General features: G+C 41.5%; 13 protein-coding genes and 1 pseudogene. 4 read left to right on the top strand and 10 right to left on the bottom strand.

Annotation, left to right across the window (positions count from 1 at the left end):
• Positions 1–19: 19 nt before the first annotated feature.
• The 3 genes and pseudogenes from AC1DPZ_RS04865 to AC1DPZ_RS04855 form a co-directional block, all read right to left on the bottom strand.
• Positions 20–208: pseudogene (locus AC1DPZ_RS04865) on the bottom strand (lycopene cyclase domain-containing protein); the annotation flags it as partial.
• A gap of 32 nt (positions 209–240) precedes the next feature.
• Positions 241–783, bottom strand: coding sequence for a hypothetical protein (locus tag AC1DPZ_RS04860; RefSeq protein ID WP_477401634.1), 543 nt, complete (start codon positions 781–783; stop codon positions 241–243).
• Positions 783–1,619, bottom strand: a complete 837-nt coding sequence (locus AC1DPZ_RS04855) for a phytoene/squalene synthase family protein (protein ID WP_477401632.1) — start codon at positions 1,617–1,619, stop codon at positions 783–785. Before AC1DPZ_RS04855 ends, AC1DPZ_RS04860 begins: the two co-directional genes overlap by 1 nt.
• 164 nt (positions 1,620–1,783) lie before the next feature.
• Here AC1DPZ_RS04855 and AC1DPZ_RS04850 point away from each other — a divergent pair, with 164 nt between their 5' ends.
• Complete coding sequence (locus AC1DPZ_RS04850; protein ID WP_477401630.1) at positions 1,784–3,262, top strand: phytoene desaturase family protein; 1,479 nt, start codon at positions 1,784–1,786, stop codon at positions 3,260–3,262.
• Between the two features lie 122 nt (positions 3,263–3,384).
• Here the strand turns inward: AC1DPZ_RS04850 and AC1DPZ_RS04845 are convergent, their stop codons facing one another.
• From AC1DPZ_RS04845 to AC1DPZ_RS04830, 4 genes are all read right to left on the bottom strand, one after another.
• Complete coding sequence (locus AC1DPZ_RS04845; protein ID WP_477401628.1) at positions 3,385–3,921, bottom strand: RNA polymerase sigma factor; 537 nt, start codon at positions 3,919–3,921, stop codon at positions 3,385–3,387.
• Between the two features lie 266 nt (positions 3,922–4,187).
• A complete protein-coding gene (murB, locus tag AC1DPZ_RS04840; protein WP_477401627.1) occupies positions 4,188–5,207 on the bottom strand; it encodes a UDP-N-acetylmuramate dehydrogenase in 1,020 nt (339 codons plus the stop codon).
• A 57-nt stretch (positions 5,208–5,264) separates the two neighbouring features.
• Positions 5,265–6,938: an ArnT family glycosyltransferase gene (locus AC1DPZ_RS04835; protein WP_477401625.1), complete on the bottom strand. Its 1,674-nt coding sequence runs from the start codon at positions 6,936–6,938 to the stop codon at positions 5,265–5,267.
• A gap of 257 nt (positions 6,939–7,195) precedes the next feature.
• Positions 7,196–8,179: a glycosyltransferase gene (locus AC1DPZ_RS04830; protein WP_477401624.1), complete on the bottom strand. Its 984-nt coding sequence runs from the start codon at positions 8,177–8,179 to the stop codon at positions 7,196–7,198.
• Between the two features lie 296 nt (positions 8,180–8,475).
• Here AC1DPZ_RS04830 and AC1DPZ_RS04825 point away from each other — a divergent pair, with 296 nt between their 5' ends.
• Positions 8,476–9,768, top strand: a complete 1,293-nt coding sequence (locus tag AC1DPZ_RS04825; RefSeq protein ID WP_477401623.1) for a sugar MFS transporter — start codon at positions 8,476–8,478, stop codon at positions 9,766–9,768.
• A gap of 112 nt (positions 9,769–9,880) precedes the next feature.
• Here the strand turns inward: AC1DPZ_RS04825 and AC1DPZ_RS04820 are convergent, their stop codons facing one another.
• The 3 genes from AC1DPZ_RS04820 to AC1DPZ_RS04810 all read right to left on the bottom strand — a co-directional run bounded on the left by AC1DPZ_RS04820 (position 9,881) and on the right by AC1DPZ_RS04810 (position 13,160).
• Entirely contained in the window at positions 9,881–10,321 is a 441-nt protein-coding gene (locus AC1DPZ_RS04820; RefSeq protein ID WP_477401621.1) for a sterol desaturase family protein, read from the bottom strand.
• Between the two features lie 113 nt (positions 10,322–10,434).
• On the bottom strand, positions 10,435–11,838 hold the full coding sequence (gene lpdA / locus AC1DPZ_RS04815) for a dihydrolipoyl dehydrogenase (protein WP_477401620.1): 1,404 nt from the start codon (positions 11,836–11,838) through the stop codon (positions 10,435–10,437).
• A 323-nt stretch (positions 11,839–12,161) separates the two neighbouring features.
• Positions 12,162–13,160: a phosphotransferase gene (locus AC1DPZ_RS04810; RefSeq protein WP_477401618.1), complete on the bottom strand. Its 999-nt coding sequence runs from the start codon at positions 13,158–13,160 to the stop codon at positions 12,162–12,164.
• A 208-nt stretch (positions 13,161–13,368) separates the two neighbouring features.
• On the opposite strand from AC1DPZ_RS04810, the gene AC1DPZ_RS04805 reads away from it, so the two are divergent.
• Both AC1DPZ_RS04805 and AC1DPZ_RS04800 read left to right on the top strand, forming a co-directional pair.
• Complete coding sequence (locus tag AC1DPZ_RS04805; RefSeq protein ID WP_477401617.1) at positions 13,369–15,030, top strand: M1 family metallopeptidase; 1,662 nt, start codon at positions 13,369–13,371, stop codon at positions 15,028–15,030.
• Between the two features lie 105 nt (positions 15,031–15,135).
• Entirely contained in the window at positions 15,136–16,812 is a 1,677-nt protein-coding gene (locus AC1DPZ_RS04800) for a M1 family metallopeptidase (protein WP_477401616.1), read from the top strand.
• Positions 16,813–17,242: the final 430 nt, after the last annotated feature.

The raw sequence follows: 17,242 nt of genomic DNA, 5'->3' as shown, positions 1-17,242 counted from the left end.
AAAAAAACAAGACTTCCTCCAAGGGTAATCCCCAAAAGGTTATGCCAATGATGTAATGCGAATTGAAAGCCCATACCCCTTTCTGAGTGAACAATACATCCCAAAACAAAAAGAATAGGCCTGTTATAAGCATTCCCGGCCAGRTGAATTTCCAGCTTTTGTAAAAATGTACTTTTTTATCAAACGATAAAACAATCGGGAAAAACACCGTAAGTATATTTATTAGCAGGTAAGCGTATTTCACTTTAATTCGGCTAAATGTTTATTCAGATCATCATTTTGGGCTTGTGTGCAGCGTTTTGATTGAATCAGAAATTTAATTATGGCAACGGTAAGCTCCTTATCTGCAGTGCCATAATTTTTTTTATCTAACTGGGCAATAATATCTTCCCTGTCGGCAGCCAGATCTTTATTAAAACCTAAAAAACCGGGTACATTATGCTCAATAGAAAAACGCATAAAACGGATCTCTATATTATGCGGATCGGCATTTACAGCTGCTTTAAGCGTGGTTTCAGCGTTATTTAAATACTTGAACTTAAGGTAGGGGTTCCAGGAATGTTTGGCTTTTAATGCCAGCAAAGTCCCTTTGTATCCGCAAACCAATCCTGTAGGGTTCTTTATAGCGGTCAGGCTTTTGTACAATGAATCGGTGGTTTTGCTGTTATCTATAGCTATTACCAACTGCTTGCGTATGTTTTTTAGATTGAGGTCATCAGCTTTTACGTTTTGTGCAATCAGCAATAAAAAAAACGGGACTAAAAAAAATACACGTTGCTTCATCAAATCACATTTAGTTTTTGTTGCAATACAGCTTTAACGTATAACCCTATTTTGCGGGTATCAGAAATACGGATTCTTTTTTGAAGGATAACATTTGCCGGTGTATAGCTTATTTTTTTAAACAATTGCAGGTAGTATACATAGGCAATATAAACACCCAGCCGAGTACCGTTGGGTAACCGTTGTATACCCTTAAAGGCCTCGTTGAAATCCTTCTGAATGTCTTCCTGGATACCTATTTTATCCTGCTCGGTAAAATTATTAAAATCAACACCAGGGAAATAGGTTCGGCCACGCTCTTTAAAATCTGACCTTATATCACGTAAGAAATTTACCTTTTGAAAAGCCGCACCCAGGCTTCGGGCCTGGGGCAACAGCACATGGTAAAGGTCATTGTCATTATTAGTAAAAACCCGCAGGCACATCAACCCAATTGCCTCCGCCGACCCATAAATATAAGTGTTATACTTTTCGCAATCATACTGTTTTTGGTCGAGGTCCATTTCCATCGAGCGTAAAAAAGCATCTATCAGTTGGTGGTCTATAGCATACCTGGTAATCACCTGTTGAAAAGAATGAATAACCGGGTTAAGGCTGATGCCATCTTCAATTGCCTTAAAAGTTTCCTTGCGAAAATCACTGATGAGCTGCAATTTATTATGTTCATGAAAGGTATCCACAATTTCGTCGGCATATCTTACAAAACCATAAATGGCATAAATAGGATAACGGAAACACTTATCAAATGCCCTTATCCCCAAACTGAAAGAAGTGCTGTATTTTTGGGTGATTAACTTACTGCATTCAAAACAGGTCTCATCGTACAGTTTCATCATTTGCAATGCCGTTGTGTTCAAAAATACAAAATCGCATCCGTATTGTTTTTTATCCGCACAAAACAATTTACCTTACACAGAGATTGGGTTCGGCGTGCGTGTTACGAGGGGTGGGATTAGGGCGGTTACAGCAAACGCGAACCCGGCAACAGGAACCACTACAAATGAACAATAATAAGCACATCATCGTTATAGGAGCTGGTTTTGCCGGCTTATCAGCTGCCTGCGTTTTGGCTAAAGAGGGGTTTAAGGTTACCATACTTGAAAAGAATAACCAGGCGGGCGGCAGGGCAGGGGTTTGGGAGCAGGATGGCTTTAAGTTTGATATGGGCCCCAGCTGGTATTGGATGCCCGATGTGTTCGAAAACTTTTTCGCGCTGTTTGGCAAAAAAACATCCGATTATTACCAATTGGAGCGCTTAGATCCGGGCTACCGCGTTTATTTTGGCAAGGATGATATTATGGATGTGCCTGCCGGGATGGAAGAATTGGAAGCCCTTTTTGAACAAACAGAGCCCGGCAGCAGTACAGGTTTAAAGGAATTTTTAAAACAGGCCGCCTACAAATACAAAGTTGGCATGGGCGAATATGTATTTCGCCCTTCGCATTCCATAACCGAATTTATCGATTTTAACCTTATCAAAAAAAGTTTCAGCCTGCAGTTGCTGGGTAGTATGAGCAGGCATGTGCGCAAATACTTTAAAAACCCTAAGCTGATAAAGCTATTGGAGTTCCCGGTGCTGTTTCTTGGTGCTACCCCACAAAATACACCGGCCATGTACAGCATGATGAACTATGCCGACCTTGCCCTGGGCACCTGGTACCCCCAGGGTGGCATGAACGAAATTGTAAAAGCCATGGTAAGCCTTGCAGAAGAACTTGGCGTGGAAATAAAGCTGGATACTGAAGTAACCAAACTTGATGTTGAAAATAAGCAGGTAAACAGCGTGCAAACCAATAAAGGTGTTTTTTATGCCGATTTTGTGATAGCCGGCGCCGATTACGAGCACGTTGATCAACACTTGTTAGATAAGCAGCACCAAAACTACACAGCGCAATATTGGGATAGCCGAACGATGTCGCCATCAAGCCTGTTATTTTATATTGGCATCAACAAAAAAGCGGCGGGTATCAAACATCACAATTTATTTTTTGATGAGGATTTTGAACTGCATGCCAAAGAGATTTATACCACACCAGTGTGGCCTACCAGTCCGCTGTTTTATGTTTGCTGTACCTCAAAAACAGATAGCGGCGCAGCGCCTGAAGGGGGCGAAAACCTTTTCTTCCTGATGCCTGTAGCGCCAGGGTTGCATGATGATGAAAGCATCCGCGAAAAATATTTCGGTCTGATGCTCGATCGCTTTAAACGGCTCACCGGGCAGGATATCCGAGACGCGATAGTTGTTAAACGCAGCTATGCGCTCAATGATTTTAAAGCCGACTACCACTCCTTTAAGGGCAATGCCTATGGCCTGGCCAATACTTTGGCACAAACGGCTTTTTTTAAACCGGCCATGCGGGCAAAGCATATTAAAAACATGTTATACACCGGTCAGTTAACTGTACCCGGCCCGGGTGTTCCGCCGGCAATTATTTCGGGGCAGATAGTGGCCAGGGAGGCAATGAAAGAGCTTGGTTAACATTATAATATCAATTTTATGGGCGGGCCTTATCACTTATCGATAACACAACTTTAAACAGAAAAACCCGCCAACGAAGCGGGTTTTTCTGTTTAAAGAATTATGATATTGAGTTTATGATATCAGTTCTCTGCGTACACAGGTTTTGTAATGCCATTATCATAAGCTTTTAAGTTTTTCTTTAGCAGCTTACGGGCTACGTGGATGCGGGTCTTTACTGTACCTATAGGGATCTCTAAATGATCGGCTATCTCATGGTATTTATGGCCTTCAAAATACATGGTAAATGGTATGTAGTAATCTCCGGGCAGTCTGTCCAAAGCTCTTTTAATATCATCCATCACAAATTTGGCTTCGCCCTGGTTTTTTGTTGAACTGAATACCAGGTTTGGAGATGAGATCTCGTCACTCTTGGTAACAAATGTGCTCATTTTAACAAAACGGCGATAGTTGTTGATAAAGGTATTTTTCATGATGGTGTATAACCATCCTTTTAAATTTGTGCCTTCTTTAAACTTATTGTAATAAGTTATGGCCTTCAACATTGTGTCCTGAACAAGGTCGTTAGCATCGTCTGCGTCATGGGTAAAGTGTAAGGCATAAGACCTTAGTGACGTTGCCTGGCGCAATACAAGGGTGTTAAACTCAATCTTTGTCATTTTGTTAAAGTTTTGTGTTAATAGTTAGGCAAGCATGATGCCACTTAGCGCTATGTTAACTACAAAACTCACTCATTAACCAAAAAACTGCTAACAAAACCTTATGTGTATATATTACACTGCTATTGTAATTAAATAGCTAACAAACAGTGCATTAAAAGCAATAAATGGCAAATAAAAAACAATAACGAAAACTACAATTGTAACACGAATGCTGTTTGTAAATAATGAAAACAAAATGAAATATTTAGTTAAAATTTAAATTTTTAACTAATAATATTCACCTCGCGTTGTAGCATAACGCCAAATTTAGTGTACACACTGTCTATGATTTGCGACGAAAAGCTGTATATCTCCTTGCCCGTGGCACCCCCATGATTCACTAATACCAAAGCCTGGTTCTTCCAGGTTCCTGTGTGGCCAACAGTTTTTCCCTTCCATCCGCATTGCTCAATAAGCCATCCGGCGGCTAATTTTACCTGCCCATCGGCGGCCGGATAATTTACTACATCAGGGTACTTAGTGTGTACAGCTTCAAATTCCGGCTTACTTATCACCGGGTTTTTAAAGAAACTACCGGCATTGCCTATGGTTGAAGGATCGGGCAGTTTAGATACCCTGATATGTGATACTACCTTTGAAACATCTTTTATTGTAGGCGATGCAATACCCCGCACTGCCAGCTCTTGCCCTATGGCGCCATACTGGGTATTGATATTGGGGATAAGTGATAAATGAAACTTTACCGATACAATAATGTATTGCCCTTTCAGCTCATTTTTAAAAACACTTTCGCGGTAGCCAAATTTACAATTGGCTTTGCTAAAGATTTTAAAAGTACTCGTAGCTATTTCAAAAGCCTTGCAGCTTACAAAAGTATCCTTAAGCTCTACACCGTAAGCGCCAATGTTTTGAATAGGAGATGCACCCACAGAACCTGGGATGAGGCTTAAGTTTTCGATACCTGCATATTCCCGGGCTACACAAAAGTTTACCAGGTCGTTCCATACCTCGCCGCCGCCGGCCTCAACAAATACATCGTTATGGCTTATACGGTGCTCGATGCCACGAATATTCATCCGGATAACTAAACCATCAAAATCAGTAACCAATAATAAATTACTGCCACCGCCTATTACCAACCTTTCGGTTTGCAGCCATAGCGGATCAGCAAACAATTCAACCAGGTTATCCTCGTGGGCTATCTCCACAAAATACCTGGCACAGGCATCAATACCAAAAGTGTTAAAGTTTTTAAGAGATACGTTTTCCTGTATTTGCAGCATAATTTGATGTCGGATGTAGGACGTTCGATTTCGGAATTATGGCGAATTTCGGAATTTTTATTTTGCGATACCGTTTATCTTCACCAAAAAGAAATGATTTAGCGTTGTCATTCTTTTAGATTCGATGAGAAATGGCAAGGTAATATTCTCATTAGGATAATTGTCAAACTCTTTCAGCAGTTGAAATGGCGTGTCGGTTTTTTGCAATTCGGCTTTTTGATCTTCATTAATTAACAGGAGTGCGTTGCCATGCTTACTGGCTTGGGTAATATCCATAAACGAAACAGGCTGTTGAGTATAAAATTCAAAGGCATTTTGAGCGTTAAATGCTGATATCACCTGGTTTTTTGGATAATATTGGTTAATATATTCTGCCGCATGCACATCTCCCTTAAAATAGTCTAATGTTGGATAAACTACCATTATTAAATAAGCATTAAGCCATACAGCAACGCAACAGGTAAATAAAAACAAAGCCCGAATTTTTGTTCCGCTATTTTTATAGATATACCAGGTAACCGCCAGCAATATAAGCGCCAGCAATAAAAATACAGGCCAGTTACCGGGTGCGAAAGCAAAATTCAGTACAATAATGAGTACTATCAACAGTCCGGTTGTTATATATTGAGTAATGCTAAAAAAAAGGTTTTTATTACTGCCGATGATCTCACGTATAAAAACAGCAGTGATGATAGCGAAAAAAGGGAAAAGGATATTGGTATAAAAAGGCAGCTGAAATTTGGAGACAGAAAATATCAACAGCATAATAATAGCGCCGCTGATGGTAACATATTCGGGTAAAACCGTTCCCTTAATAACATTCCGGATAAACCTGAAAAATAAGTAATATAATAAAAATGCCCAGGGAGCGAATGCCCAAAGCAATGTATGCAGGAAAAAGAAAGGATCGCCGTGGCTGTTCCTTATAAAACCATTATTATTAAAGCGCCCAAACTGGCTGTCCCATAAAAACCAATGGATACCCGAAATGCCTGTGCGGCCAAAAACCACTTTTTCGGGATGCAGGTCAAACTGTATATATAAGGTATAAATTTCGGGTAATGTAAAAATAGCCACCAGGATAATGGCCAACAGCCATTTCCAGTTAAACAAGCCTTTAAAATCTTTCTTAAATATATAATCGCCAATGATGGCGCTCCCGATAGGGATGAGCAAATAAATCCCCTTGGTCATTACAGCGCAGGCTGTAAATAAGGATGCCAATACTATATCAATAAAGCTAAACCGATCCCTTACCTTATAAAAATGGTAAACCGCACCCATCAGTAAACCCATAATATAGGGCTCGGCACGCACATCAGTATTTGACATTATTGCATGTTGAGCTGTAAGCAATATGAGTATGGCTATTAAGGCCGTTTCTGACCCGTAGAATTTTTTTGCCAGCTTATAAGTGTACACAACTGAAATGAAAAAAAACAACAGCGCGGGTAACTTATATGCTATGGTATTAATGCCAAAAATTTTAAAACTAAGTGCAGCCATCCAAAAAGGAAAGTGCGGCTTATCCAGCCAATCCCTGCCATGATAAATCAGATCGGAAAAGTTGTTGCTTTGAGCCATATTGCGGGCCAATATGCTGTACAAACCCGGATCGTCTGTAAAGTATTTTACGCCTATGCCAGCCACATTTACCAATATAGACAGCAACAGTACCAATAGGTATGCTTTTTTTTGTGCCGATGATATAGGATTTGCAAAGCTATTCACAAGGGTATTAATTATTATGCAGTATATAACATCTATGCATTAAGATTTTTTCATAACAATGCTCGTGATCTAAAATAGTGTAATTATTGCCATGTTGGCTCCCGGGCATCCTGCAAAAATAAAACTTAGATGTTTCCTTAACTTAACGGTATTAATATATAATGGTAAAGTTAAAAGAGTTAGCGGTAAGTGAAATGTGTCCTTTTCAGAACTTAAAACTTTTGACTAACCGTATACGTTATTAAACTTTAACATTACTAACYATCCCAGGGCAAATATTTTACTGTATTAGCTACCAGCAAAGTTGGCGTTCCGGCATTCAATATTTTGCCATTCATAACCTGCTCATAAAGCTGCAGGTATTTTTTTGCCATTTTTTGAACTGTAAAATTCTCCATCGCATAATCATGACATAGCTGGTTGCTAAAGCCATCTACTGATCTAAGTCCGTCTGTAAGGATCTGCTTACTATTACTTAGCAAACCAACCTCTGCGGGTACCAATTCGGGCAATGACCCATAAGGTGTGCCCAGCACCGGGCAACCAAAGTATAAACTTTCAATAATGGCTAAACCAAAAGGCTCGTGCCAAAGCACCGGGAACAGCAACGCTTTTGAACTATTGAGTACCACGGCTTTCTCGTCATTATCAACCATTCCTTTAAACCTCACATTCAGGTTTGGTGTAAATCTAATGCCCATTTTTAAATTTAACCGGGTACCACCTAATACAATGAGTTTATTGCCGCTTTGGGTAGCTATATCAATAGCGCCTTTAACGTTTTTAACCTTCCATGCGGCTTTTGCTAAAAAATGGGTGTGTATCCGTTTTTTTGACAGGTTGGGCTTGTGGTAATCGTCCGGATCCAGACCGTGATGCACAAAAGCGGTACCGCCATAGCGTTGGGCATGGTCGGCAGAAACAAATACCGAATTATGATCAAGCGACTGCCCGTAGGCTGGATTATTATGGACATTAATAAGGTAAGGCTTCTTTGTAAACCCACTCACCTGGAAATGAAAATGCACCACATCAATATCATCGGGCACCTGTTGGTTCATATCAACAGCGGGATCATAAAACAACACCCTGGCAAACGGGCATGAGGAACCGGCGGCTACAAGGTAAGTTATTTGATGACCAAGGCGTGTAAGCTCCTTGCCCAGCCACCAGATCACCCTTTCGGTACCACCATACTTTGCGGCGGGGATCCGGGTATTGTTTACTATTAATATCTTCATTGAAAAATGTAAGCGCCCGAATTTCGGAATTTAAATCGGATTGCACCAGGTATGCATCCAGGTTGTTATAGCACAGCAGATATCCTTTTTAGATGCTGTAGGTGTCGCCTGTTTCAATTTCAAAGCCAGGCAACAGTATTGGTTCGAGTTGTATACCCAGATCCCCAGGGTGCCTCCAGGGGTAGATATCGTTTAAATTTACTTATTTTAAAATTTTCATATCAAGAACATAATTTATCAACTTTTTTAATTATTTTAGGAACTTGATTAACTTATTAACGATTTAAATAAAAGAAATGACAACCATTACCAAATCCGAAATATCGGCACAAAAGAAAACAATTGTAAGCCCGGTAATTATCATAGGCGTTTTGTTTTTTATTTTCGGTTTTGTAACCTGGTTAAATTCGGTATTGATACCTTATTTAAAAATAGCTTGCCAGCTAAACAATCGCGAATCGTATTTGGTGGCCAGCGCCTTTTACATAGCTTACCTGTTAATGGCCAAGCCATCAGCCTGGCTGCTTAAAATATTTGGTTTTAAAAACGGAATGGCAGTAGGTCTTGTCATCATTGCCATTGGCGCACTTATTTTTATACCTGCCGCTTTAACCCGTACCTACGCTATCTTTTTAATAGGCTTATTTGTACAGGGCAGCGGGCTTGCGGTTTTACAATCGGCATCAAACCCATACATCACGATAGTTGGCCCGCCAGAGAGTGCTGCAAAACGGATCAGTGTGATGGGGATATTTAACAAATTTGCCGGTGTATTGGCGCCAATAGCGCTTGGGGCCGTGGTTTTAAATAATATTGATGCGTTTAATGCCAACCTTGCAAAATTAGATGTTGCCCAAAAAACAGCCGAGCTGAATGAATTAGCCTCCAGGGTGATTTTACCTTATGTATTAATGGTTATTGTATTGGCCATATTAGCTGTGCTCATCTATTTTTCTGGCCTGCCAGAAATTGATACCGACCATGAAGACGAAACTGTAGCCGCTGCCAACTCAGGCAAAACCAGTATAATGCAATTTCCGCATTTGATATTGGGCGTGTTAGCGCTGTTTTTTTATGTTGGTGCCGAAGTTATCGCAGGCGATTCAATAATAGGTTATGGCATAGCACATGATATCCCGCTTTCTACGGCCAAGTATTTTGCATCCGGAACATTAATATGCATGGTGATCGGCTATATTGCCGGTATCGTGTTTATTCCAAGGTACATTTCACAGCAAAAAGCGTTGGTTTGTTCGGCGGTATTTGGTGTTATATTAACGGCATGTGCTCTTTTCACTCCTAAATATGCATCTATAAGCTGCATAGCGCTTTTAGGTTTGGCCAACTCATTAATGTGGCCAGCTATTTGGCCACTGGCACTTTCAGGGTTAGGCAGGTTTACAAAAATAGGTTCGTCGTTACTGGTAATGGGTATTGCCGGAGCTGCCGTTTTCCCGCCTATTTATGGTTTATTGGTCGATAAAATATCGGCCCAATCCGCTTATGTAATTTTAATACCTATTTATTTATTCATCCTTTATTTTGCCACTATTGGTTATAAAAAGGGTAAACATGTGGTAGCGGTGTAAAGTGTGTTTTTGTCTGAACCGGAATTAAACGAATTTTTTGAATTAATAGAATTAGATATTTAACAGAAATTCCTAAAATTCTTTAATTCGTTTAATTCCGGTTCAGACAATTTCACCTCCTAAACCACTTCCTCCCCACCACCAACAACCCAAACTCTTCCGCGCCATCTTTCTCCAATGATTTATGGTGAATTTTATGCGCCCTGCGGATAGCCATCAAATAGCAATTATTACTTTTAAAAGCCTTGAAGCGGTTATGAATAAACCAGTCATGAAAAATAAAATAGATGATGCCGTAAATGCTTATGCCAATGCCAATCCACAAGTGGTAATCTAAATTATAACGCCCCAGCCACATCAGCCACAAAGCCAGCGAAGCAAAGGCGATACTAAAGATGTCGTTCAGTTCTAAAAAACTATGTTTTTCCTGGTGATGTGTCTTATGGATGAACCAAAGCGGACCATGGAACAAATATTTATGCATTGCCCAGGACAATGCCTCCACGGTTACAATGGTTATTAAAACAATAGCGATATTCAAAAGCATCTGCATTTTACAACCTAATCTAAAAACAAAAAAGGCAGAAACACTTAAATTGTTTCTGCCCTGGTATTCCTTACTTCGAAGTTTAAAAATCCGTAATCAAAATTCTCAATTCCGAAATCCTAAATGTGTATCGCTCTGTTCTCGGTAGCTGCCAAACACGCTTCACGCATGGCTTCGGTATAGGTTGGATGTGCATGGCTGATACGGGCAATATCTTCTGCTGACGCACGGAACTCCATGGCTACAACAGCCTCGGCTATCATATCTGCAGCACGGGGACCTATCATGTGTACGCCTAAGATCTCGTCGGTAGTGGCATCGGCCAAAACTTTCACAAAACCATCCAGGTCACCACTAGCACGGGCGCGGCCGCTGGCTTTGAACGGGAACGATCCTGTTTTATATTTTACTCCGGCAGCTTTCAATTGCTCTTCTGTTTGCCCAACAGCGGCAACTTCGGGCCAGGTATATACCACGCCCGGGATAAGGTTATAATCAATATGCGGTTTCTGGCCGGCAATTATCTCGGCAACCAAAGTGCCTTCATCTTCGGCTTTGTGGGCAAGCATAGCACCTTTTATCACATCGCCAATAGCATAAACACCTTTAACGCTGGTTTCCAGGTGATCGTTAACGGTAATTTTACGGCCGCGTTCTTCAACGGTAATGCCTATTTTATCCAGGCCTAAATTATCGGTATAAGCTACCCTGCCAACAGCTACCAGGCAGTAATCGCCTTTCAGCTCTTTCTTTTCGCCTTTAGGGGTATCAAAAGTTACGGTCACTTCTTTGCCTTTTACGGTAGCGCCGGTAACTTTATGACCCAGGTAAAATTCCATGCCCAGTTTGCTCAATACTTTTTGTAGTTCGCGGCCCAATGCTTTATCCATAGTTGGGATAATGCCATCCATAAACTCAATTACAGATACCTTGGCGCCTAAACGCGCATAAACAGAACCCAGCTCCAAACCAATAACACCGCCACCTATCAGTACCAGGTGCTTAGGTACTTCGGTAAGCGATAAAGCTTCGGTTGAGGTGATGATGCGTTTTTTATCGATCTTTAAAAATGGTAAAGCGGATGGTTTTGAACCGGTTGCAATGATCACATTTTTACCGGTGATCTCGGTTTCGGTGCCATCTGCTTTTTTAACGGTGATGGTGTTTTTATCTTTAAAAGATCCGGTACCAAAATGGGTATCTATCTTGTTTTTCTTCATCAGATAACTAATGCCGCTGGTATTGGCATCCACTACTTCCTGCTTGCGCTTTACCATCTGGCCAAAATCAATACCTAAATTATCAAGCTTGATACCGTGTGTAGTAAAAGTATGGGCGGCGTTATGGTAATGTTCGGATGAATCTAACAGCGCCTTTGAAGGGATACAGCCTACATTAAGGCAGGTACCGCCAAGGGTGTTATACTTTTCGACGATAGCGGTTTTTAAACCCAGCTGGGCACAACGTATAGCGGCCACATAGCCACCTGGGCCCGAACCGATAACGATAACATCATATTGCATAGTAGTGTGTTTTATGGACGGCAAAGTTAATGGTAATTAGCTTATTATTTATATCGGCGAGGTCAAAATGTTGTATGTGACAAGGGTTTGCATTTGCACTTCTTTTAAATTTTAAATATCATCCAAAACTGTTGCGTTCGCAACAAGTGAAACAGTAAAGAATTGCATCTATTTAATAATCAACAAATTACCAATTGTCATAAAATCAAAAACGCAACAGCGGACGAAAAAGATTCAGGAAGATCAGAAAAGTTGTTTTAATCATAACATGTGCATACCCGGCAGTTTCCCGGGCCGGACTTGAAAATGTTTACGCTACAAAATCAAAACCCGCAATACTTATCTGACCATGCCCTGATGAGTGTTACCCTATCCTTAACAAACCTTGGTCCAAAAAACAGGTTCGACCAGTCATCAAAGTGCTCGTACTGAAATCCTAAATAAAAGATCCAGAACCCTACACCCAGGTAAGGGATTGCTTTTAGCTCTTCTTCGCTAACCCCCCTTATTTCACGGTAGGCCGATAAAAAAACCGCAAACATTCGTTCGGCTTCTTCATCGCTGATCTTGCCGGTATAAACATGCATAAAAAAATGCACGAAAAACGACATCAGGTCGTTAGCCAGGAAACCCTTGCCTGCAAAGTCGAAATCGAAGAAGGTTAAAGTTCCGGCTTCATTAAAGTGGAAGTTCTTGGGCAGAAAATCGTACTGGCAATAGCCGTAACTAAATCCGGTAGTATCTAAGGAGGCCAGCTTTTGTGCTACTTTACCGGCTATATCCTGTAAATAAGCATACTCATCCGGCAGATCTTTAAAAGCAGGCTCAAAACTTTTTAAGGGTGCATTAAGCGTAGTTTCAATAGTATATTCCCTGCGGGGATGCTTTAGCTGGATAGCTGATGTTATATTATGAACAATTGCCATTTGCTTACCTATGGTTCTCAACTGCTCATCGGTAAAGTCAAAAACAGGGGCGCCTTCGGCATAAGAAAACAAAATACCATAGCGGATACCTTCTGCAGCTTCAAACTTTTGCAGTTGATAGCCCTTGAGATCTTTAATTGGATAAGAAACACTTGCGCCTTTTTCATTTAACAGGTTCAGCAGTTCTATTTCTCCTTTTATTTCATCTACAGACCGATGCTGTTCGCGGTAGATCTTTAGCGCATATTTGGTATTGGCGGCCTCTATGATATAAGTATCACTTACGCCACGTAATAAATACTTGCAGCTTATAAGCTGCAACCCATAAGTATCCTCAATATAAGCTTTTAAAGCGATGGCCGATAAGGTAGAATATTGCGTGGGGAAATGAGCCATAGTTTTAAAATTTGAAATGGGGCAGCAATGATACGAAAATGAATAAACTGAACGCTGCACGTGTCCTTATTTTAACCAACTATGGTTAATTATTAACCCTTTAATGTAACAGTGTTGTATTAAATTATTTGTTAGCAATTATGTTGCTAAATTAGTCACTATAATTGACAGACTTTATTATTCACTTCATTTCCGCGCATCTTTAGATATGAACTTTAAGCCCTTATGCTCGCTCTTGATCCTTGTTGGATTAATTCCATTTGTATCCCATGCCCAGCTCCTGCAGGAAAAAGAAGCCTTCACCCATGCCGATAGTCTGCGCGGTAATTTAACGCCTTTGCGTACCTGTTACGATATTAATTACTACCACCTGGATGTGAAGTTTGATATCGCTCAAAAATCTATCAGTGGCAGCAACCTCTTTAAGTTTACCGCCACGCAGGATTTTACCCAACTGCAGTTTGACCTGTTTGCAAACCTATCGGTAGATAAGTTAGTTTATAAAGGCAAAATGCTGCCATTTAAACGCGATGCCAATGCAGTGTTTGTAACTTTCCCCAAAGCCATTGTAAAAGGCAGCAAGGATCAGTTTACCGTTTATTATTCGGGTAAGCCAACCATTGCGGTAAATGCACCATGGGATGGCGGATTGGTATTTAAAAAAGATTCGCTAAAAAAGCCTTGGGTAGCTACTGCATGCGAAGGTGTGGGCGCCAGCATCTGGTGGCCTAATAAAGATCATTTGAGCGATGAGGTTGATAGCATGCTCATCAGCATCAGTGTACCTAAAGGACTGAAAGATGTATCCAACGGTCGCCTGCGTAAGGTAACGCCTTTGAACAATGGTTATACCCGGTTCGATTGGTTTGTGGCAAACCCTATCAACAACTATGATGTTGTTGCAAACATTGGCGACTATACTCATTTCAGCGATAGCTATATGGGCGAAAAAGGCAAGCTCACGATGGATTACTGGGTGCTGCCTGCCAGTCTTGAAAAAGCAAAAGAACATTTCGGCGCCAATGCAAAACCCATGCTTAAAGCTTTTGAACACTGGTTTGGCCCATACCCTTTTTATGAGGATGGCTATAAGCTGGTTGAAACTCCGCATTTAGGCATGGAGCATCAAAGCGCTACGGCTTATGGTAATCATTTCTTAAATGGCTACCTGGGTTATGACATGTCGGGAACAGGCTGGGGAACCAGGTGGGATTACATTATTGTACACGAAAGCGGCCACGAGTGGTTTGGTAATAACATCACCGGGAAAGATATGGGCGATATGTGGATCCACGAAAGCTTTACCTGCTATTCCGAATCGTTGTTTATAGAAGATAACTGGGGCAAAAAAGCCGGCCAGGAATATAATTTTGGTTTGAGGGCCGGTATTAATAATGATGGCCCTGTTGTTGGTCCGTATGATGTGAACAAAGAAGGTTCCGACGATATGTACCCTAAAGGTGCGGTGGTGCTTAACATGGTACGCACCATTATTAATGATGACGAAAAATGGCGCGATATCCTTCGCGGCCTTAACAAAACATTCTATCATCAAACGGTAACTTATAACCAGGTTGTTAACTACATCACCGGGCAGTCGGGCAAAAAACTATTGCCCATATTTGATCAGTACCTGCATTACAAAAACCTGCCAACGCTGGAGTTTGCCACAAAAGGAGGTAAATTTTGCAGCCGGTGGATAGCCAATGTAAAAGATTTTAGCATGCCTGTATTGGTAAGGGTAAAAGGCGGTGAGTATAAATTTATCACCCCAACAACCCATTTTACACCGGTTGATATAGAAGGTGCAGGCAAGGATAATATTGAGGCTGATACGTTTAATTATTATATAGGGGTGCTGGTGGATTAGGCCCCACCCAAACCCCTCCCCGGTAGGGAGGGCTTGAAAAAAAATTAATTACAAAAAGACAATCAAAAGTCTCCCCTACCGGGGGAGATTTAGAGGGGGCTAAATATGCAAAATAAAAATCTATACAAATACACGCTGGGCCTTTTAATGGCTGGTGCAAGCTTTTTGCCGGCGAGGGCTCAATTGGGTACCGCAAAAGAAACGTTTACAAAGGCCGATACTTTACGCGGTTCGTTAACCACGCCCCTGCGAACCTGTTACGATATCAACTATTATCACCTGGATGTGAAGTTTGATATCGATAAAAAATTCATCAGCGGTAATGTGCTGTTTAAGTTTACCGCTGTTAATGATTTTAGCACGCTGCAGTTTGATTTGTGGAATAACCTCCAGATAGCAAAGGTTGTTTACAAAGGGCAGGAATTGAAATACACCCGTGAGTTTAACGCTGTGTTTTTAACCTTTCCCCAAAATATCCCTAAAGGCAGTAAGGATGAATTTGCCGTTTACTACTCCGGTAACCCAACCATAGCTAAACGCGCACCCTGGGATGGAGGTGTTGAGTACAATACAGATTCACTGGGCCATGCATGGGTATCAACAGCCTGCCAGGGTATGGGTGCCAGCGTATGGTGGCCTACTAAGGATCAGCAGGCCGACGAAGTGGATAGCGCGCTTATTAGCATCAGCGTACCAAAAGGCTTAAAAGATGTTTCGAATGGTCGTTTGCGCAAAGTCACCAATCTGAAAGACGGGTATACCCGGTTTGATTGGTTTGTAGCTAACCCCATCAATAATTATGATATAGAGGCTAACATTGGCGACTATACCCACTACGAAGGTGTATACGAAGGCGAAAAAGGCAAGCTTACTATGGACTTTTGGCCTTTAAGTTATAATATAAAAAAAGCCAAAAAGCAATGGGGACTTGATGCACCGCGCATGCTTAAAGCTTTTGAACACTGGTTTGGTCCTTATCCTTTTTATGAGGACGGTTACAAACTGGTGGAAAGTCATCACCTGGGTATGGAACACCAGAGTGGTACTGCTTATGGAAACCATTACCAAAATGGATACCTCGGTCGCGACCTTTCGGGCACAGGTTGGGGACTTAAGTGGGATTTCATTGTTGTGCACGAAAGCGGGCACGAATGGTTCGGTAATAACATTACCTCGAAAGACCTGGGCGATATGTGGATCCATGAAAGTTTTACCAATTATTCAGAATCATTGTTTATCGAAACATATTATGGCAAGCAGGCGGGGCAGGAATATGTGCACGGCACACGTGCTAATATTGCAAACGATAGCCCCATAGTAGGCCCATACAACGTGAACAAAGAGGGCTCGGGCGATATGTATTACAAGGGCGGTAATTTGCTCAACATGATCCGCACCATTATTAATGATGACGAAAAATGGCGCAATATCCTGCGCGGGCTCAACAAAACGTTCTATCATCAAACGGTAACTTACAACGAGGTAGTTGATTTCATTAACAAGCAGGCAGGTATCGACCTGTCGCCGGTATTTGACCAATACCTGCATTATAAAACCCTGCCTATACTGGAGCTGATGGTAAGGAAAGGCAAAACATACTGCCGCTGGACCAGCGCCGAGGCCAAAGGTTTCAATATGCCCGTTAAAATACGGATTAAGGGGGGCGACTATAAATTCATCACCCCAACAACCCGTTTTAAACCGATAGAATTAGCCGGTGCAACCAGGGATAATATTGAGGTTGATACTTTTAATTATTATATTGGGGTATTGGTTAAGTGATAATCTTTCATGTCATACGAGTGGTAAAATTTCGCGAAACTCTGAAGGGGGGAATGACGTTGCTAAAAGGTTTGTCATCCTGAACGCAGTGAAGGATCTATTCGCAGACTGTACAGGGCGAAGAGGCATGGCGGAGAGCAGATGCTTCACTGCGTTCAGCATGACAAAAGGCTATTTTTTGCAAACACGTCATGGGTAGCGCAGCGCGGCAATCGCGGACTTTGCATAGCAAATATGGATAGTTCGCGATTGCTTCGTTCCTGCCTATGACATATTCGATTTTCAAGGTGTAAAGGCCTGTCAGTCTGAGCCTGTCGAAGACTCGCGCGTATAGGCCTTTGCCCGCTATGCTTCGACAGGCTCAGCATGACAGCCCTTTTAGCAACGTCATTCCCACTTCAGTGTCCCCGGATTTTAGCTCTCGCAATTG

Source organism: Mucilaginibacter sp. P4_G9 (assembly GCF_056400985.1).
Note: the sequence above shows the minus strand (reverse complement) of the source record. Positions and strands in the feature narration are given on the sequence as shown.

What these genes read in the sequence shown, in the direction of transcription:
- AC1DPZ_RS04860 (WP_477401634.1), bottom strand. Translation starts at nt 783, where the DNA reads ATGAAGCAACGTGTATTTTTTTTAGTCCCGTTTTTTTTATTGCTGATT.
- AC1DPZ_RS04855 (WP_477401632.1), bottom strand. Translation starts at nt 1,619, where the DNA reads ATGATGAAACTGTACGATGAGACCTGTTTTGAATGCAGTAAGTTAATC.
- AC1DPZ_RS04850 (WP_477401630.1), top strand. Translation starts at nt 1,784, where the DNA reads ATGAACAATAATAAGCACATCATCGTTATAGGAGCTGGTTTTGCCGGC.
- AC1DPZ_RS04845 (WP_477401628.1), bottom strand. Translation starts at nt 3,921, where the DNA reads ATGACAAAGATTGAGTTTAACACCCTTGTATTGCGCCAGGCAACGTCA.
- murB (WP_477401627.1), bottom strand. Translation starts at nt 5,207, where the DNA reads ATGCTGCAAATACAGGAAAACGTATCTCTTAAAAACTTTAACACTTTT.
- AC1DPZ_RS04825 (WP_477401623.1), top strand. Translation starts at nt 8,476, where the DNA reads ATGACAACCATTACCAAATCCGAAATATCGGCACAAAAGAAAACAATT.
- AC1DPZ_RS04820 (WP_477401621.1), bottom strand. Translation starts at nt 10,321, where the DNA reads ATGCAGATGCTTTTGAATATCGCTATTGTTTTAATAACCATTGTAACC.
- lpdA (WP_477401620.1), bottom strand. Translation starts at nt 11,838, where the DNA reads ATGCAATATGATGTTATCGTTATCGGTTCGGGCCCAGGTGGCTATGTG.
- AC1DPZ_RS04810 (WP_477401618.1), bottom strand. Translation starts at nt 13,160, where the DNA reads ATGGCTCATTTCCCCACGCAATATTCTACCTTATCGGCCATCGCTTTA.
- AC1DPZ_RS04805 (WP_477401617.1), top strand. Translation starts at nt 13,369, where the DNA reads ATGAACTTTAAGCCCTTATGCTCGCTCTTGATCCTTGTTGGATTAATT.
- AC1DPZ_RS04800 (WP_477401616.1), top strand. Translation starts at nt 15,136, where the DNA reads ATGCAAAATAAAAATCTATACAAATACACGCTGGGCCTTTTAATGGCT.